Source organism: Aurantimonas endophytica (assembly GCF_014196845.1).
GTDB classification, from domain to species: domain Bacteria; phylum Pseudomonadota; class Alphaproteobacteria; order Rhizobiales; family Rhizobiaceae; genus Aurantimonas; species Aurantimonas endophytica.
Map to the genome: position 1 here is coordinate 195,990 of NZ_JACIEM010000007.1, position 22,087 is coordinate 218,076.

Sequence of the window (22,087 nt, forward strand, 5' to 3'; positions counted from 1 at the left end):
CGATGGCGGCGTCAAGCGGCTCGGCCCGGAAGGCCTATCTCTGGATCATCGTCGTGGCGGTGGCGCTGTTTCTCGCGCTGAGCGCCGCCTGGTACTATCTGGCGGCGCAGCTCGACGCCCGCGCCGAGGCGACGATCGCGGCAGCTGCCGCCGATGGCGTGGAGATCGGCTGCCCCAATCGAACGGTCGTCGGCTATCCGTTCCGGCTCGGGCTGCGCTGCGACGCGGTGACGATCGACCCGCGCGGCGAAGGGCTGCGGCTGACCGCCGGCGCGTTGCGGACGGCGGCGCAGATCTACCAGCCGAACCGCGTCGTCTCCGAGCTCGATTCGCCGCTGATCGTCGATGCGCCGGAAGCGCCGCCGCTGGACATTCGCTGGCAGCTCGCCCAGGCGAGCGCCAGCTTCTGGACCGAAGGGCTCGACCGCTTCTCGCTAGTCGCCGAGGCGCCGGACGTGGCCCTGGCGCAGCCCGCGGCCAGCCGGCTGCCGCTGGTCGCCTCCGAGCATCTGGAACTGCATGTGCGTCGCCGCGAGGCGGACCTCGATCTCGCTCTTTCCAATCGCGGCATCCGCGTCGTTGCCCCCGACGTGCCATCGCTGCCGGTCTTCGACGCCTCGCTCGATACCACGATCGCCGGCGCGGCGGACTGGCTGAACGGCTATGCCGGCGGCACGGCGCGCGAGGCGATGGCCGGGCGCGAGGCGACGCTGCGGGCGCTGACGATCGATCTCGGCGAAGCCGGCGCCGATCTGTCCGGGGCATTCCGCTTCGACGACGAGGGGCGGCTGTCGGGTGACTTCGAGCTGGCGGTGACCGATCCGCAGCGGATCGCGGCGCTGGTGGCCGAGGCGCTGCCGCAGCTCGCCTCGGTGGCGAACTCGATCGCCGCCGCGGTCGGCTTCATCGGCCGGCAGGAGAACGGCCGGACGGTGATCGGGCTGAATGTCCGCGACGGCGACGTGTCGGCCGGGGTCATCCCGCTCGGGGAGATCCCGCCGCTGGAGTAGCGTCGGCGCCTATGCCTCGTCCTTCGGGCCGCGGCCGTGCTCGCGGCCGAAGTCCGGTGCGGCGGTGTCCTGGCCGGCCTCGACGATGCCGCGGCGGATCGCCCTGGTGCGGGTGAACAGCTCGAACAGCGTGTCGCCGTCGCCCCAGCGGATCGCCCGCTGCAGCGTCGCCAAGTCTTCCGAAAAGCGCGCCAGCATCTCCAGCACCGCCTCGCGGTTGTGCAGGAAGACGTCGCGCCACATGGTCGGGTCGGAGGCGGCGATGCGGGTGAAGTCGCGGAAGCCGGAGGCGGAGAATTTCACCACTTCCGACTGCGTCACGGTCTCGAGGTCGGCGGCGGTGCCGACGATGTTGTAGGCGATCAGATGCGGCACGTGGCTGACGATGGCCAGCACCAGGTCGTGATGCTCGGCGGTCATCACCTCGACATCCGAGCCGCATGCCTCCCAGAAGCCCCGGAGCCGCTCGACGGCCTGCGGATCGGTGCCCTCGACCGGCGTCAGGATGCACCAGCGGTTCTCGAACAGCTCAAGGAAGCCGGCGTCGGGGCCCGACTGCTCGGTGCCGGCGATCGGGTGGGCGGGGACGAAATGGACGTTCGCCGGCAGGTTCGGCTGCATCTGCTGGATGACCGAGGCCTTGACCGAGCCGACGTCGGAGACGATCGCGCCGGGCTCGAGCGCCGCGGCGATCTCCTTCGACACCGCGCCGCAGGAGCCGACCGGCACGCAGAGGATCACCAAATCGGCGCCGCGGACGGCTTCCGCGGCGTCGAGATGGTAGCTGTCGCCGAGGCCGAGTTCTGCCGCCCGCGCAAGGGTCTCGGCGCGGCGGGTGGTGATGGCGATGTGGTCCGCCAGCCTGTGGGCGCGGATGTTGTGGGCGAGCGACGAGCCGATCAGGCCGATGCCGATCAGCGCGACGCGCGCAAAGGGGGCTTCACTCATGCGGGAGCCTTGCCGAGAAATTCCGCAAGACTCGCGACGACGCCGCGATTGGCCTCCTCGGTGCCGATCGACAGGCGCAGCGCGTCCGGCAGGCCGTAGCCGGCGACCCGGCGCAGGATGTAGCCCCGCCGGGTGAGGAAGTCGTCGGCGTCGGCGGCGGTGTGGCCGGGCTCGGCCGGGAAGTGGACGAGGATGAAATTGCCGACGCTGGGGGTGACCGCGAGGCCGAGATCGGTCAGCGCCTTCGTCGTCCATTCCAGCCAGTGGCTGTTGTGCTCGACCGCCGTCTCGAGGAATCCGCGGTCGCGGATTGCCGCGGCGCCGGCCGCGATCGCCAAAGCGTTGAGGTTGAACGGACCGCGCACGCGGTCGAGCGCGTCGACCACCGCCTCCGGCCCGTAGAGCCAACCGATGCGCAGCGCGGCGAGGCCGTAGATCTTCGAGAAGGTCCGGGTCATGACGACGTTGTCGGCCGAGGAGACCAGCTCGATGCCGGCGCCGTAGTCGTTGCGCCGGACATATTCGGCATAGGCCGCGTCGAGGACCAGGATGACGTGGCCCGGCAGGCCGGCATGCAGGCGCCGCACCTCGTCGAACGGCAGATAGGTGCCGGTCGGGTTGTTCGGGTTGGCGAGGAAGACCAGCTTCGTGCGTTCGGTGACGCGCGACAGGATCGCGTCGACGTCGGCGGTCGCGTCCTTCTCCGGCGCGACGACGGGGGTCGCGCCGCGGGCGAGGATCTGGATCTTGTAGACGAGGAAGCCGTGCTCGCTGTGGATCGCCTCGTCGCCGGGCTCGAGATAGCACTGGCAGATGAGGCCGAGCAGTTCGTCCGAGCCGTTGCCGCACAGGAGGGCGCGCGGGTTCAGTCCGTGCACCTCGGCGATCGCCTGCTTCAGTTCCGCGGACTGGCCGTCGGGATAGGACTCCAGATGCGTCAGGGCAGCGGCGGCAGCCTCGAGCGCCGCCGGCGAGGCGCCGAGCGGGCTCTCGTTGGAGGAGAGCTTGTGGAGACGGACGCCTTCCGGCGCCTTGCTCTTGCCGGGCACGTAGGCCTCGATGTCCAGGATACCCCTGTTCGGAACGGGTCGCATCGTCCTGATCTTTCGCTTGCGGATGGCCCGGAAGCTGCCTTCGGGGCAGGCCGGACAGGCGCGGAATAACTGCCGGCCGGGCCGATGTCGAGGGCGAGTGCCATGGCCGATGTGCCGGCCGGGGCGCGACATCATTGCCGGGGCTGCCGCAAATGCGTATCTGAGACCACCATTTGAAGCGAAGGGGAGGCCGGTCCGGGCAGAGACGCACGGGAAGGCCGCCGATCAACATGCCGATGACCATCGCCGATACCGCCCGCCAGGACCTGGAGCACGCCGCCGGCAACCGCGAGGTGTACGAGCCGTCGAGCCCGGTGGCGCATTTCGGCGAGGACGAGCCGCTGCTGCTCGACGCCGGCCGGGCGCTGTCGCCCTTCCAGATCGCCTACAACACCTACGGCACGCTGAACGACGACAAGTCCAACGCGGTGCTCGTCTGCCACGCGCTGACCGGCGACCACTACGCCGCCAGCCAGTCGCCGGTGACCGGCAAGCCGGGCTGGTGGTCGTCGATCATCGGCCCGGGCAAGCCGATCGACACGGACCGGTTCTTCGTCATCTGCTCCAACGTTATCGGCGGCTGCATGGGCTCGACCGGGCCGGCCTCGATCGATCCGGCGACGGGCGAGCCGTACGGGCTCGACCTGCCGGTGATCACCATCCGCGACATGGTGCGGGCGCAGGCGATGCTGGTCGAGCGGCTCGGCATCGACACGCTGTTCGCCGTCATCGGCGGCTCGATGGGTGGCATGCAGGTGCTGCAGTGGACGGTGAGCTATCCGGACAAGGTGTTCGCGGCTTTGCCGATCGCCACCGGCGCGCGGCATTCCTCGCAGAACATCGCCTTCCACGAGGTCGGCCGGCAGGCGGTGATGGCCGATCCCGACTGGCATGGCGGGCGCTATTTCGCCGTCGGCAAGCGGCCGCGCAAGGGGCTGGCCGTCGCGCGGATGGCCGCGCACGTCACCTATCTGTCGGAGATGGCGCTGCACCGGAAGTTCGGCCGCAACCTGCAGGACCGCGAGACGCTGGGCTTCGGCTTCGACGCCGACTTCCAGATCGAGAGCTATCTGCGGCACCAGGGCATGACGTTCGTCGACCGGTTCGACGCCAATTCCTATCTCTACATGACCCGGGCGATGGACTATTTCGACATCGCCGGCGATTTCGGCGGAAGGCTCGCCAACGCGTTCCTGGGCGCGAAGACGCGCTTCTGCCTGGTCTCCTTCTCCTCCGACTGGCTGTTCCCGACCGAGGAGAATCGCGCCGTGGTCCACGCGCTGAACGCGGCCGCCGCCTCGGTGTCCTTCGTCGAGATCGAGACCGATCGCGGCCACGACGCCTTCCTCCTGGACGAGCCGCATTTCTTCGCTGCGATCGACGGGTTCGTCTCGTCGGCGGCGCGGGCACGGGGGCTTTGACGATGGCCGTGGCCGAACTGAACGCCGATGCGGCGCGGACCGGGGCGCCCGCAACGGCCCGCGTCGACCTGCAGCTGATCGCCGATCTCGTCACCCGCGGCAGCCGCGTGCTCGACGTCGGCTGCGGCGACGGGCTGCTCCTGTCGCTCCTCCAGGAGCGGCGGGGCGTCGACGGCCGCGGCATCGAGCTCAGCCAGGAGGGCGTCAACGAATGCGTGGCGCGCGGCCTGTCGGTGATCCAGGGCGACGCCGACCGCGACCTCGTCCACTACCCGGACGACGCCTTCGACTACGTGATCCTCTCCCAGACCATCCAGGCGACCCGCAATCCGAAGACGGTGCTGGCGGAACTGCTGCGGATCGGCGAGCGGGCGATCGTGTCGTTCCCGAATTTCGGCCACTGGTCGATCCGTCTTTCGCTGCTGGCGCGCGGCCGGATGCCGGTGACCGCGAACCTCCAGCACGCCTGGTACGAGACCCCGAACATCCATTTCTGCACCATCCGGGATTTCGTCGGGCTCGCCGAAGAACTGGGGGCGACGGTGGAGAACGCCATGGCGATCAATGCCACGGGCCAGAAGATGGGGATGCAAATGCCCTGGGCGTTCTGGAACCTGTTCGGCCAGCAGGCGGTGTTCGTCCTGCGGCGCTGAGCGGCCGCATCCAGCCGGAGACGCGATCATGCAACTCTATGCGCATCCGTTCTCGTCCTACTGCCAGAAGGCGCTGATCGCCCTCTACGAGAAGGACATCCCCTTCGACTACCGGGTGGTCGGCGGCGAGGACGGCGTCGTCGACGCGGAACTCGCAGCGCTCTGGCCGCTGAAGCGCTTTCCGGTTCTGGTGGACGAGGACCGGACGCTGTTCGAGGCTAGCATCATCATCGAATATCTGGACCAGCTTCGGCCGGGCGCGGTGCCGCTGATCCCGCGCGATCCGGCTGCCGCGCTGGAGGTGCGGATGCTGGACCGCTTCTTCGACAACTATGTCTCGACGCCGCAGCAGAAGATCGTCTTCGACAGCATGCGGGCGCCGGCCGACCACGACCCGTATGGCGTCGGCGAGGCGCGCGCCATGCTGGAGCGGGCCTATGGATGGCTGGACGAGCGGATGGCGGGACGGCAATGGGCCGTCGGCGAGACCTTCAGCCTGGCCGATTGCGCGGCGGCGCCGTTCCTCTTCTACGCCGACTGGACGCATCCGATCGACAAGCGACATGGCCATGTGCATGCCTATCGGCAGCGGCTGCTGGCGCGCCCGTCCTTCGCCCGCGCGGTCGACGAGGCGCGGCCGTTCCGGCAGTACTTCCCGCTCGGGGCGCCGGACCGCGATTAGGCGGGCCCGTCTAGCCCGGCCGCTACAGTCCGCGCTCGATCATCTCCAGCAGCTCGAAGCGGAGCTGGCCGCCGCCCTCTTTCAGCGAGATCACGAAGCGCGCGTCGCCGTGGTCGGTGGTCCGGGCGTAGCCCGTCAGCGTCCTGACGCCGGAGAAGGTGCCGGTCTTGTAGCGCGAACCGCGCCGGCTCTCGGTCAGCAGTTCGGCGTGTGGCGCGAAGCTGTCGAGAACGGCGGCGAGACCGTGGGCCGTGAAGCGGTTGTCGCGGCTGATGCCCGAGCCTTCCACCAGCTGGATTTCATCGGCGATCCCAAGTTCCGCCAGCATCTCGCGTGCGACCTCGAGCGACTTCTCGAGGCTGACCGGCGGGCCGAGGCGGCGGGCGCCGACTTCCAGGAAGACCTGGTTGGCCATGTAGTTGTTCGAGCCGATCAGCATCAGCCGAATGATTTCCTCAAGGTCGCGCGACTGGCGGTGGACATGGACCGGCTCCAGCCCGTCCGGGACGGCGCCAGTCGATATCTCGCCGGCGACGCTGCCGCCGGCGCGCTCGATGAAGGCGGCGATGAGTTCGCCGGCATAGCGCACGCCGACGCTCGGGTCCTCCTGTGTCAGGCTGATCCGGCCCCTGCCGTTCGGGCCCCGCGCGCGGAATTCGCTGATCGCCAGCGGGGTGATCGGGGTCTGCGCCTCGGCGGAGCGGACGCTCTTTCCGTCGCGCACGGCGGCGATTGTGTTGAAGTTGACCGCCAGCGCCGCGTTCAGCGCGTCATAGGCCTCGTCGGTGACCTCGATGCCGGGAATGCGGAGCTCGGCGGGATAGTAGCTGGCGTCGAGGACGATACGGTCGAACGGCTCCTTCCCGGTTGCGGCGAGAAGCTTGGGCGCGAGTATGGCCAGTTCCTCAGAGACCAGGAACGGGTCGCCGCCGCCGCGCACATAGAGGACCCTGTCGTCGTCCAGGTAGAAGCGCGTCTCGAAGCGGTAGTCGCCGCCGAGGACCTCCATGGCGAGCCACGCCGTGACGATCTTCGCCACGGACGCCGGAACGAAGGGTTCGTCGGCATTCTGCGCGACCAGCTCGTTGCCGTCCGCGTCCAGCACGAGCACCATCCCCGACGGCGCGAGCGCCGCGATCCGGCTCTTAACGTCGGACGCGGCAGGGGCAGTCAGCAGCAGCATTGCCAGGGCGGCGGCAAACGGGCGAAACGACATGGCATCTCCAGCGCCGGCCAACGTCGGCTCGACCTGCCCTACGGTAACGGCGTACGGGCGTCAGGCAAGCCCGATCGGTGCCGATACGTTCGAGGTCCGGGCCGGACGGGCGCCGGGCTCGCGTTCAGGCGCCGTTATCTCGGCAGGTCCGGGCGCCCGCGCCGGCACCGGCGGGCACCAGCACCGGCTTGATCGCCCGGCGGCGCTCCCGCGCCGTCGAGGCGACCGGCAGGCCGCGATAGAGCTGCTTGGTCGCCTCGATGATGACGACGCCGGCGAAGACCGGCCAGAAGTCCCGTCCGAGCCGCTCCAGCGGCCCCGCCAGGCCGAGCAGCGGGCGCTTGCGGAAGGGCGGGAACAAGAGCGCCTCCGACCACGAGCTCGGCGTGAACATGGCGTCGCGCAGGAGCCGCGTCAGCTGGCCGCGCGACCACGGCCGGCCCGACCCCCAGGGCGTGTGCTCGAAGCGCGCCCAGACGCCGCGCCGGTGCGGCACGAGGATGACGATGCGCCCGCCGGGGGCCAGCACCCGCCAGGCCTCGGCCATCATGAGTTCCGGGCTCTCGGCGAATTCCAGCGAATGCACCATCAGGATGCGGTCGATGGAGGAATCGCCGAGCGGCAGATCTTCCGAGCCGACCAGCACGGTCCGGGAGGCGGCGAAGGGCGGCCAGTTCTGCGCGCCCTGGGCGGCCGGCATGAAGGCCAGCGCCCGCTCGGCGTCGGCGGCGAAACGGTCGATATAGGGCACCGCATAGCCGAGCCCGACCAGCCGCTCGTCCGGGATGTGGCGCCAGACCGGCGTCAGCGCGAGCGACACGGCGCGCGCGGCGGCCTGGCCGAGCGGCGAGGCGTAGAACGCGATCAGGTCGTTGATGTCGGCATTGGTGGTCAGCTGCGGGTCCCTCGGGCGGTCGCGGTTCGGCCGGCCATCATAGACCGGTCCGCATAGAACAGCAGCAAGCTGGCCCGAAACTCCAGTGCCGCGCCGCGGCCGATGCTGACAGGAACGCCCGGCGCCCTAACTCGACCTGTCCAAGGGGCCAACAGCGAGTCGTATCCCATGCCTTCGATCGAGATCCGGCAGTTCGGCTGCCGAACCGACAATTTCGGCGTCCTCGTCCACAACAAGGACAGCGGCGCCACGATTTCCATCGATGCGCCGGAGGAGGCGCCGATCCTCGCCGCGCTCGAGGAGAACGGCTGGACGCTGACCCATATCCTGACCACGCATCATCACGGCGACCACGTGGCGGCCAACGAGGCACTGAAGCAGCGTTTCGGCGTCGAGATCGTCGGCCCTGTCAAGGAGCGCGACCGGATCCCGGGGATCGACCGGACGGTGACCGGCGGCGACAAGTTCGAATTGGGCGGTATCGCGATCGAGGCGATCGACACGCCGGGGCACACGCTGGGCGAGATCTCCTATTACCTGCCCGAGGCGAAGGCCCTGTTCGCCGCCGACGCGCTGTTCTCGCTCGGCTGCGGCCGGTTGTTCGAGGGCGACGCGGCGATGATGTGGGAATCGCTGAAGCGGCTGCGGGCGCTGCCTGACGAGACGATGCTGTATTGCGGGCACGAATATACCGCGACCAACGCCAAATGCGCGATCGCCGTCGATCCGGACAATATTCAGCTGCGGGAACGGGTGAGGGAGGTCGAGACGCTGCGGATCGCCGGCAAGCCGACGCTGCCGGTCAAGCTCGGGCAGGAGAAGGCGACCAATCCTTTCCTGCGCGCCGACGACCCGGAACTGGCAGAGGACATGGGGCTCGCGGGCGCCGAGCCGGCCGCCGTCTTCGCCGCGATCCGCAAGAAGAGGGACCAGTACTGATGAGCTCCGCCGCACTTCGCATCGTCCGCACGCTCGGCCTCAAGCCGCATCCGGAAGGCGGCTGGTATCGCGAGACGTTCCGCGACGAGGCCGTCGACTCGACGGGCCGGGCCCGCTCGACCTCGATCTACTATTTGCTGGAGGCGGGCGAGACGTCGGAATGGCACCGGGTGCGGGACGCCGCCGAGGTCTGGCACTGGTATGCCGGCGCGCCGATGGTCATCACCGTGTCAGAGGACGGCCACGACGCTTCGGCGCATCGGCTCGGGCCCGATATCGGCGAGCACGAGGCGCCGCAGTTCGTGGTGCCGGCGGGCTGGTGGCAGACGGCGACGAGCCTCGGCGAATACACGCTGGTCGGCTGCACCGTGGCGCCGGGCTTCGACTTCGCGGCTTTCGAGATGGCGCCGCCGGACTGGCGGCCGACGCCGCGCGAGGCAGGCCGGAAGTAGCGAAGATCAAGCGTCTCGCCGCGCGAGGCGCAAGAACAGCGGCAGCGCGGCGAGCCCGGCGCCGCCGGTGATGAGGATCGCCGCGGCGACGACGCCGAGGCTCATCGCGGCTTCGCCGGCCGCGATGAGGATCAGCGTCGACAAAAGCGGCGCGGCATAGCTGGCGGCGCCGATGACCTGGATGTCGCCGCGCTTGACCGCGTAGTCCCAGACATAGAACGCCGCGCCGACCGGCATCAGGCCGAGCAGCAGTACGGCGAGCCATTCGCCGCTGGTGGCGGGCAGGACGGTCGTCTCGAAGGCGAGATGCGCGGCGAGCGACAGGAGCGCGGTGGCGGCGCAGAAGCCGGTGACGACGTCGGTCGGCACGTCGCCGAAGCGCCGCGACAGCAGCGAGTAGGCGGACCAGGTGAGGGCGCAGAGCCCGGCAAGGGCGTAGCCCAGAGTGTTGTCGGCCGACAGCGACAGGCCCTCGCCGCCGGTGACGATGATCGCGGCGCCGGCGAGGCCGAGCAGGGCGCCCAGCGCGTGGAACCAGCGCAGCCGCTCGCCGGGCAGCGTCGCCGAGCCGAGGACGATCAGCAGCGGCCAGAGATAGGCGATGAGGCTCGCCTGGGCGGCGGGCGCGTTGCGCAGCGCTGCGAAATACAGCGCGTGATAGCCAAACAGGCCGGCAACGCCGACGAGCCAGACGACCGGCGGCTGGCGGAACACATGCCACGGCGCGCCGCGCGCGAAGAACACGGCGACGCCGATCAGCGTGGCGATGGAAAAGGTGAGGGCGGCGAGCAGGAAGGGCGGCACGCTGCCGCTCCGCGCCGTCAGGAGCGCCAGCAGCGACCACATCAGCACCGCGGCAAATCCGAGCAATGTCCCCAAGGCCGCGTCCCCGTCCGGCAATGCGGCGGGTCTAGCGAGCGGCCATGGCGGGGTCAATGCGCGCGACGGCCGGTCGTGTGGTGGCTGCCGGCGAGCCGGTTCGGCGGTTACTTCACCGCAACGGAGAGGGCGCTCAGCGTCAGCGGCCCGACCTGCGTCGGAATGCGGGCATAGACCGGAACGTAGGTGTCCGGCTGGGCGATCGGGGCGAACCACACCTGGATCGTCTGGTCCTTGAGGAACTTCAGCCCCTTGGAGGATTTGTCGTAGCCGCTGACCGGCCGGATGCGGGCGTTGCAGACCACGGCCTCGCCGGAATAGCCGGTCATCGAATAGGTGTTGGTGCCGCCGGAGGACAGGACGAGATCGAGCCGCGACCAGCCGTCATAGAGCGGCAGGGTGCGCTTGCAGACGGAAGCGGCGTCGCCGGTGCGGATCATCAGGCCGCTGAGCGGATCGACGACTGAGGAAAGCTGCGACTTCGCCACCGGCACGTAGCTCGGCTTCGGCTTGTCGCGCTTCGGGCTGACGGCGCTTGAGGTGACCCGGCCGCCGGAGAAGGCGACGTCGCTCGACCAGCGCTTGCGGTCGCTGGAATAGTCGAGCGCATAGCGTTCGGCGGCGAAGCCGCGGCGCGAGACGGTGCCGGAGACCTTGCTGGTGCCGCCGGTATCGGAGACGAGGCTGCCGAGCCCGCTGGAGGAGAGCTGTCCCTCGACGCTGAAGCGGCCGCCCTCGATCACCGTGTCGAAGGACGCCTTGCCGATCGGCAGGCCGATGACCGCCATGCCGTAGCTGGTGGTGATCCGGGCCGTCTCGGCGGCGGCGCCCGACGCACCGACGAGGGCGAGGCCGATGGCGCCGAAAAGGAATCGCTTGCGCATTACTGGTCTATCCATAAAAGCGGGAGGCACGTTGCGACCGTCTGAGCGCAGGAACGGCGCGCTTTTGTGGCCGCCGGGGCTGATCCCGCAAAGTTGTAGCGGCTTGACGCTCCGGTTCTCAGGGCTTATAGAGCCGTTCGAATTTCCGATCATGCCCGACAGCGATGATCGCGCCGTTTTGCGGCGGCGTGTCCCTGTCGGGTTCTAGGTTAAGCTGAAAGGTGATCTGATGTCACGCGCCTGCGAACTGACCGGCAAGGCTGTCCAGTCCGGCAACAATGTGAGCCACGCGAACAACCGTACGCGTCGCCGCTTCCTGCCGAATCTGTGCAACGTGTCGCTGATTTCCGACGCGCTCGGCCAGCGCTTCCGGCTCCGCGTTTCGGCCTACGCGCTGCGTTCGGTCGAGCATCGCGGCGGTCTCGACGCGTTCCTGATCAAGGCCGACGAGGCGGAGCTGTCGCAGCGCGCCCGCCTGCTCAAGCGCCAGATCGTCAAGAAGGTCGCCACCGCAGCCTGATCCGGCTCCGGCGCCTTTCCGACCCTATCTGCCGGGCCCTCGGGCTCGGCACTGGTTCCATCACCCAGGCTAAAAAAATGACATCCCTGCGCAGCTATATCCTGCCCGTGGCAGCGATGACGGCTATCGTCCTCGCGTCCAATGTTGCCGTGCAGTTTCCGGTGTTTGCCGAGATCGGCGGGCTGCAGCTCGCCGACCTTCTGACCTTCGGCGCCTTCACCTATCCCTTCGCGTTTCTCGTCACCGACCTGACCAACCGTCGCTATGGCCCGGCCGTGGCGCGCCGCGTGGTCATGGCGGGCTTCGCGGCAGCGGTTCTCTGCTCGATCGTCGTGCCGCCGGTCCTCTACGATCTCGGCCTGCTCGAATATGCGACCGCCGCCGACCGCCTGCTGCGCATCGCACTCGCCTCCGGCGGCGCATTCCTCGCGGCGCAGCTCCTCGACATCGCGGTGTTCAACCGGCTGCGGCAGGATAGCTGGTGGCGGGCTCCGGCGGCTTCGTCGGTGAGCGGATCGGTGGTCGACACCTTCCTCTTCTTCACCATCGCGTTCGCGCCGGTCTTCGCCTTCGTCGGGCCGAACGACGGCTTCGCGCTGGAGGCAGCGCCGTTGCTGGGCGTGTTCGCCACCGAGGCGCCGCGCTGGGTCTCATGGGCGATCGGCGATTTCGGCATGAAGCTGGCGATCGCCGTGCTGGCGCTGGTCCCCTACCGGATCATCATGCAGCAATTCGTGCCGTACCGTCCGGTCGACGCCCGCACAGCCGCCTGATCCTGTTTTGCTGATCTCGACGTCCGGTGCGCCTCAGCGCGCCGGTCAGCGACGCCCGCCCATGGCGGCGCGGCGACGGGCGCCGTGGCCGGTGCGCGGCGCGCCTTCCTGCTCGAACAGATCGGCCAGCTGCTCGGTCATCGCGCCGGCCAGTTCCTCCGCGTCGACGATGGTGACGGCGCGGCGATAATAGCGCGTGACGTCGTGGCCGATGCCGATGGCGAGCAGCTCGATCGGCGATCTTGTCTCGATCTCCTCGATGACGGCGCGCAGATGCCGCTCGAGATAGTTGCCGGGATTCACCGACAGGGTGGAATCGTCGACCGGCGCGCCATCCGAGATCATCATCAGGATGCGGCGCTGCTCCGGGCGGGCGAGCAGGCGGTTATGCGCCCAGATCAGCGCCTCGCCGTCGATGTTCTCCTTGAGCAGGCCCTCGCGCATCATCAGACCGAGATTGCGCCGGGCCCGCCGCCAGGGCGCGTCGGCGGACTTGTAGACGATGTGGCGGAGATCGTTGAGCCGGCCGGGCTTCTGGGGCTTGCCGGCCTTCAGCCAGGCCTCGCGCGACTGGCCGCCCTTCCAGGCCCGCGTCGTGAAGCCGAGCACCTCGACCTTGACGCCGCAGCGCTCCAGCGTGCGGGCAAGAATGTCGGCGCAGGTCGCGGCGACGGTGATCGGCCGGCCGCGCATCGAGCCGGAATTGTCGATCAGCAGCGTCACGATCGTGTCGCGGAAATCGGTGTCGCGCTCCATCTTGTAGGAGAGCGGCTGCATCGGGTCGATCACCAGCCGCACCAGCCGCGCTGGGTCGAGATAACCTTCCTCTAGGTCGAAGTCCCAGGAGCGGCTCTGCTGCGCCATCAGGCGGCGCTGGAGGCGGTTGGCGAGGCGTCCGACGACGCCCTGGAGCGAGGCCAGCTGCTTGTCGAGAAACGCGCGCAGGCGGTCGAGCTCGGCCTCGTCGCAGAGTTCCTCGGCGCCGACCATCTCGTCGAATGCCTTGGTGAAGACCTGGTAGTCGGAGTCCAGCAGCTGGTTGGACAAAGGTTGGTGCGGCCGGCGCGTCTCGCCGGGTGTCTCGCTGTCCTGGCTGTCGTCGTCGGCGGGATCGTCGGCCGTGACCTCGGAGGATTCCGGCTCGGCCGTCTCCTGGTTCTCGCCTTCGGTCTCGCTTTCCTGCGGCATCGCCTCGTCGCTGCCGCTCTCCTTCTCGGAGCCGCCTTCCTCGTCGTCGCGGGTCTGGTTGTCGCCGGACTCCTCGTCGTCGTCGCTGCCCTCGCTGTCGTCCGAATCGCCGAGCTCCTCGGCCATTTCCAGCGAGACGAGCATATCGCGCAGCGCGCGTGCGAAGGATTGCTGGTCCTCGACGGTTTCCGACAGGCGCTCGAACTTGGCCCCTGCCTTGTCCTCGATGAAGTCCCGCCAGACATCGACCAGCGCCTGGGCGCTCGGCGGCACCGGCCGGCCGGTCAGCCGCTCGCGCACCATCAGCGCGACGGCGTCCTCGATCGGCGCCTCGGCCCGGTCGGTGACGTCGGAGAGGTTGGAGCGGAAATACTTGTCCTCGAGCATCGCGCCGAGATTGTCGCCGACACCTTCCATGGCGTTGGCGCCGATCGCCTCGCAGCGCGCCTGCTCCACCGCGTCGTAGACGGCGCGCGCGCCCTTGCTGTCGGGCGCCAGGCTCGCATGCATCCGCGAGTCGTGGCGCGCCTTGCGCAGCGCCATGGCGTCGGCGAGGCCGCGGGTGACGGCGAGATCGTTGCGGGTGGGCCGCTTGGTCAGCTCCGGCAGCCTGGCGCGGCTGCCGGACAGGCCGGGCCGCTCGGAGCCGAAGCTGATCTCGAGATCAGCCTCTCCGGCGATCGCCCGCAGGCAGCCCGCCACAGCGCGACGGAACGGCTCGCGGTCTGCCGGCGGAGAGCCGGGGGGACGCTGGTTGTCGCCGATGCGGGCCACGGTCGTGCGTCAGTCCAGAACGAGGTTCGCCGCCGATTCCGGCAGCTCCTCGCCAAAGGCGCGCTGGTAGAACTCGGCCACGAGCGGCCGCTCCAGATCGTCGCATTTGTTGAGGAAGGTCAGGCGGAAGGCCATGCCGAGATCGCCGAAGATCTCGGCATTCTCCGCCCAGGTGATGACGGTACGTGGGCTCATGACGGTCGACAGGTCGCCGTTGACGAAGGCCGAGCGGGTGAGATCGGCGACGCGGACCATCTTGGAGATGGTCTGACGGCCTTCCTTGGTGTCGTAGGTCCGCGCCTTGGCGGCGACGATCGACACTTCGGTATCGTGCGGCAGATAGTTCAGCACGGTGACGATCGACCAGCGATCCATCTGCGCCTGGTTGATCTGCTGGGTGCCGTGATAGAGGCCGGTCGTGTCGCCGAGGCCGACCGTGTTGGCGGTGGCGAACAGGCGGAAGGCCGGGTGCGGGCGCACCACGCGGCTCTGGTCGAGCAGCGTCAGGCGGCCGGAGGATTCCAGCACGCGCTGGATGACGAACATCACGTCGGGCCGGCCGGCGTCGTATTCGTCGAACACCAGGGCGACGTTGCGCTGGTAGGCCCAGGGCAGGATGCCATCGCGGAACTCGGTGACCTGCATGCCGTCGCGCACGACGATCGCGTCCTTGCCGACGAGGTCGATGCGGCTGACATGGCTGTCGAGATTGATGCGCACGCAGGGCCAGTTGAGGCGCGCGGCGACCTGCTCGATATGGGTCGACTTGCCGGTGCCGTGATAGCCGGAAACCATGACGCGCCGGTTCTTGGCGAAGCCGGCGAGGATCGCCAGCGTCGTCGGCTTGTCGAAGATGTAGTCGGGGTCCAGCTCGGGAACGTGCGGGTCGGTCTTCGAAAAGGCCGGGACGGTCAGGTCGCTATCGAAACCGAAGGTTTCGCGGACGGAGATCGTGGCGTCCGGGAGGGGGGCCACTTCCAGTTCCGCTGCACTCATCATACCTCCAGAGGCCCGGTGCCCTGTCAGGGCCAGCCGGGCCATGTCCATTCTCTGATGTTGCCCGCCATCGAACGAGAGCGGGGTTGCCTGGTCGCGTCGCGGCCGATGGCGATCGGGCAGGCCCGAAGCGGTCAGTCAGCGATTAGCAAAAACCCGACTGCTTCAAAAGCTTGTAGGCCTGGATCACTTCGCGCAGCTTGTCCTCGGTGCTGCGGTCGCCGCCATTGGCGTCGGGGTGCAACTGCTTGACCAGGTTCTTATAGCGCCCGCGTATGGCTTCGCCAGTCGCGTCGCGCTCGAGGTCGAGCGTTTCGAGCGCCTTCACTTCCAGGGAGCGCAGCTTCGGCCGCCGGGCCGCCGTCTTGCGGGCGGCCGCGGCTTCCGCGCCGAACAGGCCGAACGGATCGCGCGCGCGGCCGTTCCAGCGCCGCGTTCGGGCCGCGGTCGCGGCGCGGGCGGCGTCGCCGGCCGTGCCATTATGCCCCATAGTCCAGGTCGGCCGGTTGCCGGTCAGGCTGTCCTTCAGGTGACGCTGGATGTCCTTGTCGTTCATGCCGGAGAAATAATTGTACGACTTGTTGTACTGCCGGACGTGGTCGACGCAGAAATTCAGGTACTGCCCCTCGTGGTCGCGGCCCATCGGCGCCTTGTAGATACCGGCCTGGTCGCAGCCTTCCCAGGCGCATTCGGGCGCGCGCGGAGGCTCGGCCGAGCGTTTGCCTTTGACGCGGATCCCGTCGAAATATTTGGAGTCGAGTTTCATCACCGGCGATTATGGTGCCGCAGCATCGGCCGAACAAGAATTGACAGATCGGAAAAAGCCGGAAATTCAAGGCCTCCGGCTGTTTCGCGCAAGTTTCGGCGCGGCGGGACGAGGCGGCACAGGCCGGCAACGGCAGCGCGAGGAGAGCCACAAGATGAGTACCCGGGCAACGATCGAGGCGAAGCTCACCGGCGCTTTCGCCCCCGAGTCACTGGCGGTGATCGATGAGAGCCATCTTCATGCCGGCCATCATCACGGGGGCAGCGACCACCACGCCGGCTTCGACGGCTCCGGCGAGACGCATTTCCGGGTGCGGCTGGTCAGCGACGCATTTGCCGGCAAGAGCCGGATCGAGCGGCATCGGGCGATCAACGCCGTGCTCAGCGACGAGCTGGCGGCGGGCGTCCATGCGCTGGCGATCGAGGCGGCCGCGCCGGGCGAGCCGACGCGGCGCTAGCCGGGAAGCCCCGCGTCGCGGCAGGCAGATCATCTTTGAGACCTCATTGATGATGTTCTATGCATGACTATAGGGATGTGGTAGCCTAGTCCGATCATAATCAGACAGGCTTGCCCATGATCACCTCCGCCCAGATGCGTGCCGGCCGGGCGCTGCTCGGCATCGACCAGCGCCAGCTGGCGGCGCTGTCCGGCGTCTCGCTGCCGACGATCCAGCGGATGGAGGCGAGCGAGGGCACGGTGCGCGGCGTCGTCGACACGCTGGAGAAGGTGGTCGCGGCCTTCGATGCCGCCGGCGTGGAGTTGCTTTCCGAGCATGTGCCGAGCCGCGGCAGCGGGCGCGGGGTGCGGCTGAAGCAGGCCGCCAATCCCGAGGCGGGGCTGGTCTGACTTCATGGCGACGATTCCGATAATGCCGGGGCAGGAGAGCGACGACGGCAAAGCGCCGGATTTCGCCGCGGCGGCGCCGATCAGCGCCCTGGAAATGTTCACGCCAAAACTCGTCACCGCCTTCCGGGAGGGCTACGACCTGTCGGCGTTCAAGGCGGATGCCGTGGCGGGCCTCACGGTCGCGATCGTCGCCCTGCCGCTGTCGATGGCGATCGCCATCGCCTCCGGCGTGTCGCCGGACCGGGGACTGACCACGGCGATCGTCGGCGGGTTCCTGGTGTCGCTGTTCGGCGGCAGCCGCTTCCAGATCGGCGGGCCGGCCGGCGCCTTCATCCTGCTCGTCGCCGCGACGGTCGCCGCGCACGGGATCGAGGGGCTGATCCTCGCGACGTTTCTCTCCGGACTGATGCTCGCCGCGCTCGGCGCCCTGCGGCTCGGCACGTTCATCAAGTACATTCCCTATCCGGTGACCGTCGGCTTCACCGCCGGCATCGCCGTGGTCATCGCCGCGACGCAGCTGAAGGAATTCTTCGGCCTGACGCTCGGCGGTCCCGAACCGGGCGAGCTGGTCGAAAAGCTCGGCGCGCTGGCGAAGGCGGCGCCGACGCTGGACCCGCCGACGCTCGTCATCGCGCTCCTGACGCTGGCGCTCATCATCCTGGTGCGACATTTCCGGCCACACTGGCCATCGCTGCTGATCGCCGTCGCCGTCGGCTCGATCGCGGCGACGGCGGCCGGGCTCGACATCGCCACGATCGGCAGCCGCTTCGGCGGCATCCCGTCGTCGCTGCCGATGCCGCGCCTGCCGGTCTTCTCACTCGAGCTGGTGGTGGCGGTGCTGCCGGCCGCGGTTTCGTTCGCGCTATTGGGGGCGATCGAGAGCCTGCTTTCCGCCGTCGTAGCCGATTCCATGAGCGGCCGGCGCCATCGCTCGAACTGCGAACTGGTGGCGCAGGGCATCGCCAATGTCGGAGCATCGCTGTTCGGCGGCTTCTGCGTCACCGGTACCATCGCGCGGACCGCGACGAACGTGCGGGCCGGCGCGCGCAGTCCGGTCGCCGGCATGCTGCACGCGCTGTTCCTGCTGGTCTTCGTGCTGGTCGCGGCGCCGCTCGCCGCCTATGTGCCGCTGGCCGCGCTGGCGGCGGTGCTGCTGTTCGTCGCCTGGAACATGGCGGAGCGGCACGAGGTGTTCAGCCTGCTGCGCAGCTCGCGCGGCGACGCGCTGGTGCTGAGCGTCACCTTCCTGCTGGTGATCTTCCGCGACCTGACGACCGGGATCGTCGTCGGCTTCTCGCTCGGCGCGCTCTTGTTCCTGCACCGGATGGCCGGCGCGGTGACGGTCGAGGGCGGGCACGCGCCGCTGGTGGAGGCCGACCGCGCCGACCGCGATCGCGACCCGGGGGAGGATCCCTACGACGAGAGGCTGGTCCGCGATCCGGACATCTTCGTCTGCCGGATTTCCGGGGCGTTCTTCTTCGCAGCCGCCGGCAGTGTCGGTGCGGTGCTCGACCGGATCGCCGAGCGGCCGCGGGCCTTCGTGCTGGACGTGGCCGAGGTGCCGTTCCTCGACAGTTCCGCCGCGGCGACCATCGTCGCCTTCGCCCGCAAGGCACGGCGCGACGGAGCGCTGCTGCTGATCGCCGGAGCGGGCGAGCCGGCGCAGCGCCTGCTCGACGTGCAGCAGGAGAAGGCGGCGCCGCCGCTGCGGTTCACCGCGACGGTCGCGGAGGCCGTGGCGATCGCGCGGGCGGAGCTCGACGCCGCGCCGGCGGCCTAGTCGAAGAGCGGCCGCGCCGGCCGCATCCGCCGCCGGTCAGTCCGGCTTCCTGTCGTCGGCCGGCGGCTCGTCCCAGGCAGGCGCCACCGTTTCGTCCGCCGGCAGGGGTTCCTCGTCGCGCGCCTCGCGGTCACCCATCTCGTCCAGTATCGGGGCCTCGTCGGCGGTCGTGGCCTCGTCGTTCATCTCGACCAGATCGTCGTAGCCCTCGTCATAGAGATCGCCGTCGGTGGCTTCCGCCACGGCGACGGCCGCTGCGCCGGGCGACTGGGTGCCGAGCTTCTTGGGCGGCACGAGAATGGTGGCGGGCCGGATGCGCAGCTTGGCGATGCGGTTCTTCTCGCGCTTCAGGACGGTGAAGCGCTTCTGGAAGAAGGTGAAGGCCTGCCGCTCTTCCGGAATGGTCTGGGTCTCATGGATGACGAGGCCGGCGATGGTCACCGCCTCGTCGTCCGGCAGGTTCCAGTCGAGGGCGCGGTTGAGGTCGCGGATCGGCACCTGGCCGTCGACCACGACCGAGCCGTCGGCCTCGGTGGTAACGCCCTGCATGTCGAGATCGTGCTCGTCGGCGATGTTGCCGACGATCTCCTCGAGGATGTCCTCGAGCGTGATCAGGCCTTCGACCTCGCCATATTCGTCGACGACGATGGCGAAATGGCCCTTGCGGCGCAGGAAGGCGTTGAGCTGGTCCTGCAGCGTGGTGGTCTCCGGCACGAACCACGGCGGGTTGCAGATCTTCAGGATGTTGATCTTCGAGGGGTCGTTGTCGACCTCGTGCAGGGCGCGCAGCAGGTCCTTGGCATGCACGACCCCGACGATGTTGTCGTAGTCGTTCCGCCAGATCGGCATGCGCGTATAGGGGCTTTCGAGGATCTGGCGAACCACGTCGGCGGGCGCGTCGTCGCCGTTGACCTGCCGCATCGAGGTGCGGTGGACCATCACGTCCGAGACTTCCAGCTCGTGCAGGTCAAGCAGGCCGCCGAGCCGGTTGCGGTCGGCGTTGACCAGCGAGCCTTCCCGATGCAGCACCTCGACCGCGCCACGCAGCTCTTCATGGGCCGTGAGCAGCGAGGCGCCGGATTCGAGGCTGACGCCGAACATCGCCAGGATGCGCCGGACGATCCAGTTGATCACCCCGGTTAGCGGGCCGAACAGCGTGACGATGATGCTGACCGGGCGGGCGATGGCGAGCGCGAAGGTATCGGGCCGGGCGATCGCCGCCGATTTCGGCAGGACCTCGCCGAAGATGACGACGATGATCGTCATCGCGATGGTCGCGTAGACGACGCCCGACTGGCCGAACAGGCCGAGAAAGGCGGTGGTCGCCAGCGACGAGGCGAGGATGTTGACGAGGTTGTTGCCGATCAGCAGCGCGCCGATCAGCCGGTCCTTCTTCTCGATCAGCGTCTGGACGAGGTTCGCGCGGGAATCGCCGTTCTTGGCGTGGCTCATCAGCCGGGCGCGCGAGGCCGCCGTCAGCGCGGTTTCCGAGCCCGAGAAGAAGCCGGAGATGCAGACCAGGACCACGACGATGGCGAGCATGATCCAGAGCGTGGCGGTCATCGGGCAAGTTCCTTGGCGAGAAAGGCTTCGACGGCGGCGGGATCGACGTCGGGGGCGACAAAAGCCCGGCCGATGCCGCGCGTCAGGATGAAGGTGAGGCGGCCCTTCTCGACCTTCTTGTCCTGGGCGATGCCGCGCATCAGCTCGGCGACCGTGAGCGGCGCGCCGGGAATGGCGCCGATCCGCACGGGCAGGCCGGCGGCGGAAAGATGTGCGGCGACACGGTCGGCGTCCGCCTGCGGGCAGAAGCCGAGTTCGGCGGAGAAGCGGTGGGCGAGGACCATGCCGATGGCGACGCCCTCGCCATGGACAAGCCGGGACGCGTCATAGCCGACGGCGGCCTCCAGCGCGTGGCCGAATGTGTGGCCGAGATTGAGCAGCGCCCGGCTGCCATGCTCCTCCTCGTCGGCCGCGACGACCGCGGCCTTGGCCTCGCAGCTGACGCGGATGGCCTCGCCGCGCTCGGCGCCGCCGCCGAACACGGCGCCGAGGTCGTTCTCCAGCATCTCGAAGAATGCCGGCCGGTCGATCAGGCCGTATTTGACCATCTCGGCATAGCCCGCCGCGAACTCGCGCGGGGTCAGCGTGTCGAGCAGCGCCGTATCGGCGAGGACTAAGGACGGCTGGTGGAAGGCGCCGACGAGGTTCTTGCCGCGCGGCGAGTTGATGCCGGTCTTGCCGCCGACGGAGGAATCCACCTGCGCCAGCAGCGTCGTCGGGACCTGCACGAAGCGCATGCCGCGCCGAACGATGGCGCTGGCAAAGCCGGCAAGGTCGCCGATCACGCCGCCGCCGAGCGCGATGACCGCGTCGCCGCGCTCCAGCCGGGCGGCGAGGATTTCGTCGACCACATGGGTGAGATGCTCGAAGGACTTGGTCTTCTCGCCGGCGGGCAGGACGATCTCGACGTGCTCGATGCCGGCGGCGCGCAGTGCGACGGAGAGGCGCGTCAGATAGAGCCGGCCCACCGTCTCGTCGGTGACGACGGCTGCGCGGATGCCCGGCAGCCGGGCGGCGATCTCCGCGCCCGCCGCGTCGATCAGGCCCGGGCCGATGAGGATGTCGTAGGACCGGGCGCCGAGATCGACGACGACACGGCGACGCGGGGTCGTGCCCTTGGGCTCGGCTCCGTAGGCGGCCTCTCGTTTCATCGTGCGACTTCCTTCTCGAGATAATGGTGCAGGGCCTCGACGATCTCGGCGGCGATCACCTCCCGCTTGACGTTGCGGGTGCACACGGTGATGTCGGCAGTAGCATAGACGGGGTAGCGAACCGCCATCAGGTCGCGCATCACCGCCTCGGGGTCCGGCGCCTGCAGCAGCGGCCTGCCGGGCCGCTTGCCGACGCGCTCCATCAGCGTCTCGAGGTCGGCCTTCAGCCAGACCGTCACGGCCTTCTCCGCCAGGATCGCACGGGTCTCCTCCCGCATGAAGGCGCCGCCCCCCGTCGCCAGCACCTGTGGCCCCTCCGCCGCGAGCCGGGCGATGACGCGCGCCTCGAGGGCGCGGAATTCCGGTTCGCCATAGGCTTCGAACAGTTCCGGCACGCTCATGCGCGAGACGGTCTCGATCTCCGCGTCGCTGTCGCGGAAGGGCACGGACAGATAGTTCGCGAGCTTGCGGCCGACCGTCGTCTTGCCGGCCCCCATCAGCCCGATCAGGGTCACCGAACGGCTACCGAGTAGGGGAAGGACTGCCGTCTCCGCGTCCGTAGGCTGGTGCCTGCTCATCGTGCCTTTCGCCGCATCCGCATCCCCGACGGGCACGGGATCGGCATCCCGCGTCGCCGCTCCTCCGGCCCGCCATCGA

General features: G+C 69.0%; 23 protein-coding genes. 11 read left to right on the top strand and 12 right to left on the bottom strand.

The features are described 5' to 3' along the window. Positions 1–2 precede the first annotated feature (2 nt). The gene (locus GGR03_RS23645) at positions 3–1,010 is read left to right on the top strand and encodes a DUF2125 domain-containing protein (protein WP_183211277.1); all 1,008 of its coding nucleotides are present in this window, start codon (positions 3–5) and stop codon (positions 1,008–1,010) included. A 9-nt stretch (positions 1,011–1,019) separates the two neighbouring features. Here the strand turns inward: GGR03_RS23645 and GGR03_RS23650 are convergent, their stop codons facing one another. Then, positions 1,020–1,958, bottom strand: coding sequence for a prephenate/arogenate dehydrogenase family protein (locus tag GGR03_RS23650; RefSeq protein WP_183211278.1), 939 nt, complete (start codon positions 1,956–1,958; stop codon positions 1,020–1,022). Continuing rightward, positions 1,955–3,052 (bottom strand): histidinol-phosphate transaminase, encoded by a 1,098-nt coding sequence (gene hisC / locus GGR03_RS23655; protein ID WP_183211279.1) that lies wholly within the window; start codon positions 3,050–3,052, stop codon positions 1,955–1,957. Before hisC ends, GGR03_RS23650 begins: the two co-directional genes overlap by 4 nt. A gap of 236 nt (positions 3,053–3,288) precedes the next feature. On the opposite strand from hisC, the gene metX reads away from it, so the two are divergent. From metX to GGR03_RS23670, 3 genes are read left to right on the top strand one after another with little or no spacing between them, the layout of a single operon-like run. Then, on the top strand, positions 3,289–4,473 hold the full coding sequence (gene metX / locus GGR03_RS23660) for a homoserine O-acetyltransferase MetX (protein WP_183211362.1): 1,185 nt from the start codon (positions 3,289–3,291) through the stop codon (positions 4,471–4,473). 2 nt (positions 4,474–4,475) lie between these two features. Then, complete coding sequence (gene metW, locus GGR03_RS23665; protein ID WP_183211280.1) at positions 4,476–5,126, top strand: methionine biosynthesis protein MetW; 651 nt, start codon at positions 4,476–4,478, stop codon at positions 5,124–5,126. Between the two features lie 28 nt (positions 5,127–5,154). After that, positions 5,155–5,808, top strand: coding sequence for a glutathione S-transferase family protein (locus GGR03_RS23670; RefSeq protein WP_183211281.1), 654 nt, complete (start codon positions 5,155–5,157; stop codon positions 5,806–5,808). Between the two features lie 22 nt (positions 5,809–5,830). On the opposite strand, the gene GGR03_RS23675 is transcribed toward GGR03_RS23670, so the two are convergent. Both GGR03_RS23675 and GGR03_RS23680 read right to left on the bottom strand, forming a co-directional pair. Further along, complete coding sequence (locus GGR03_RS23675; protein ID WP_183211282.1) at positions 5,831–7,024, bottom strand: D-alanyl-D-alanine carboxypeptidase/D-alanyl-D-alanine-endopeptidase; 1,194 nt, start codon at positions 7,022–7,024, stop codon at positions 5,831–5,833. A gap of 124 nt (positions 7,025–7,148) precedes the next feature. Continuing rightward, entirely contained in the window at positions 7,149–7,844 is a 696-nt protein-coding gene (locus GGR03_RS23680; RefSeq protein WP_343058991.1) for a class I SAM-dependent methyltransferase, read from the bottom strand. Between the two features lie 243 nt (positions 7,845–8,087). On the opposite strand from GGR03_RS23680, the gene gloB reads away from it, so the two are divergent. Next, entirely contained in the window at positions 8,088–8,858 is a 771-nt protein-coding gene (gloB, locus tag GGR03_RS23685; RefSeq protein WP_183211283.1) for a hydroxyacylglutathione hydrolase, read from the top strand. Continuing rightward, a complete protein-coding gene (locus GGR03_RS23690) occupies positions 8,858–9,310 on the top strand; it encodes a cupin domain-containing protein (RefSeq protein ID WP_183211284.1) in 453 nt (150 codons plus the stop codon). Before gloB ends, GGR03_RS23690 begins: the two co-directional genes overlap by 1 nt. Positions 9,311–9,316: 6 nt before the next feature. Here GGR03_RS23690 and yddG read toward each other — a convergent pair whose 3' ends face one another. After that, entirely contained in the window at positions 9,317–10,189 is an 873-nt protein-coding gene (yddG, locus tag GGR03_RS23695) for an aromatic amino acid exporter YddG (RefSeq protein ID WP_183211285.1), read from the bottom strand. Positions 10,190–10,296: 107 nt separating this feature from the next. Beyond that, positions 10,297–11,073, bottom strand: coding sequence for a DUF3108 domain-containing protein (locus tag GGR03_RS23700; RefSeq protein ID WP_246368458.1), 777 nt, complete (start codon positions 11,071–11,073; stop codon positions 10,297–10,299). Positions 11,074–11,302: 229 nt separating this feature from the next. Here GGR03_RS23700 and rpmB point away from each other — a divergent pair, with 229 nt between their 5' ends. After that, complete coding sequence (rpmB, locus tag GGR03_RS23705) at positions 11,303–11,593, top strand: 50S ribosomal protein L28 (protein ID WP_183211287.1); 291 nt, start codon at positions 11,303–11,305, stop codon at positions 11,591–11,593. A gap of 77 nt (positions 11,594–11,670) precedes the next feature. Continuing rightward, positions 11,671–12,366: a queuosine precursor transporter gene (locus GGR03_RS23710; protein ID WP_183211288.1), complete on the top strand. Its 696-nt coding sequence runs from the start codon at positions 11,671–11,673 to the stop codon at positions 12,364–12,366. A gap of 45 nt (positions 12,367–12,411) precedes the next feature. Here GGR03_RS23710 and cobT read toward each other — a convergent pair whose 3' ends face one another. From cobT to GGR03_RS23725, 3 genes are all read right to left on the bottom strand, one after another. Continuing rightward, complete coding sequence (gene cobT, locus GGR03_RS23715) at positions 12,412–14,328, bottom strand: cobaltochelatase subunit CobT (protein WP_183211289.1); 1,917 nt, start codon at positions 14,326–14,328, stop codon at positions 12,412–12,414. 9 nt (positions 14,329–14,337) lie between these two features. Next, positions 14,338–15,327: a cobaltochelatase subunit CobS gene (gene cobS / locus GGR03_RS23720; protein WP_183211290.1), complete on the bottom strand. Its 990-nt coding sequence runs from the start codon at positions 15,325–15,327 to the stop codon at positions 14,338–14,340. Between the two features lie 142 nt (positions 15,328–15,469). Beyond that, a complete protein-coding gene (locus GGR03_RS23725) occupies positions 15,470–15,967 on the bottom strand; it encodes a J domain-containing protein (RefSeq protein ID WP_335632526.1) in 498 nt (165 codons plus the stop codon). A gap of 277 nt (positions 15,968–16,244) precedes the next feature. Between GGR03_RS23725 and GGR03_RS23730 the strand changes: the two genes are divergently transcribed. The 3 genes from GGR03_RS23730 (at position 16,245) to GGR03_RS23740 (ending at position 18,716) form a co-directional block, all read left to right on the top strand. Beyond that, a complete protein-coding gene (locus tag GGR03_RS23730) occupies positions 16,245–16,547 on the top strand; it encodes a BolA family protein (RefSeq protein ID WP_183211292.1) in 303 nt (100 codons plus the stop codon). A gap of 116 nt (positions 16,548–16,663) precedes the next feature. Beyond that, entirely contained in the window at positions 16,664–16,936 is a 273-nt protein-coding gene (locus GGR03_RS23735) for a helix-turn-helix domain-containing protein (RefSeq protein ID WP_183211293.1), read from the top strand. 4 nt (positions 16,937–16,940) lie between these two features. Continuing rightward, complete coding sequence (locus GGR03_RS23740; RefSeq protein WP_425486748.1) at positions 16,941–18,716, top strand: SulP family inorganic anion transporter; 1,776 nt, start codon at positions 16,941–16,943, stop codon at positions 18,714–18,716. 36 nt (positions 18,717–18,752) lie between these two features. Here the strand turns inward: GGR03_RS23740 and GGR03_RS23745 are convergent, their stop codons facing one another. From GGR03_RS23745 to GGR03_RS23755, 3 genes are read right to left on the bottom strand one after another with little or no spacing between them, the layout of a single operon-like run. Beyond that, on the bottom strand, positions 18,753–20,279 hold the full coding sequence (locus tag GGR03_RS23745; RefSeq protein WP_183211294.1) for an HlyC/CorC family transporter: 1,527 nt from the start codon (positions 20,277–20,279) through the stop codon (positions 18,753–18,755). Beyond that, positions 20,276–21,430, bottom strand: coding sequence for a 3-dehydroquinate synthase (aroB, locus tag GGR03_RS23750; protein WP_183211295.1), 1,155 nt, complete (start codon positions 21,428–21,430; stop codon positions 20,276–20,278). The genes GGR03_RS23745 and aroB overlap by 4 nt, the downstream gene beginning before the upstream one ends. Next, positions 21,427–22,008, bottom strand: coding sequence for a shikimate kinase (locus tag GGR03_RS23755; RefSeq protein ID WP_183211296.1), 582 nt, complete (start codon positions 22,006–22,008; stop codon positions 21,427–21,429). The genes aroB and GGR03_RS23755 overlap by 4 nt, the downstream gene beginning before the upstream one ends. Between the last annotated feature and the right edge of the window lie 79 nt (positions 22,009–22,087).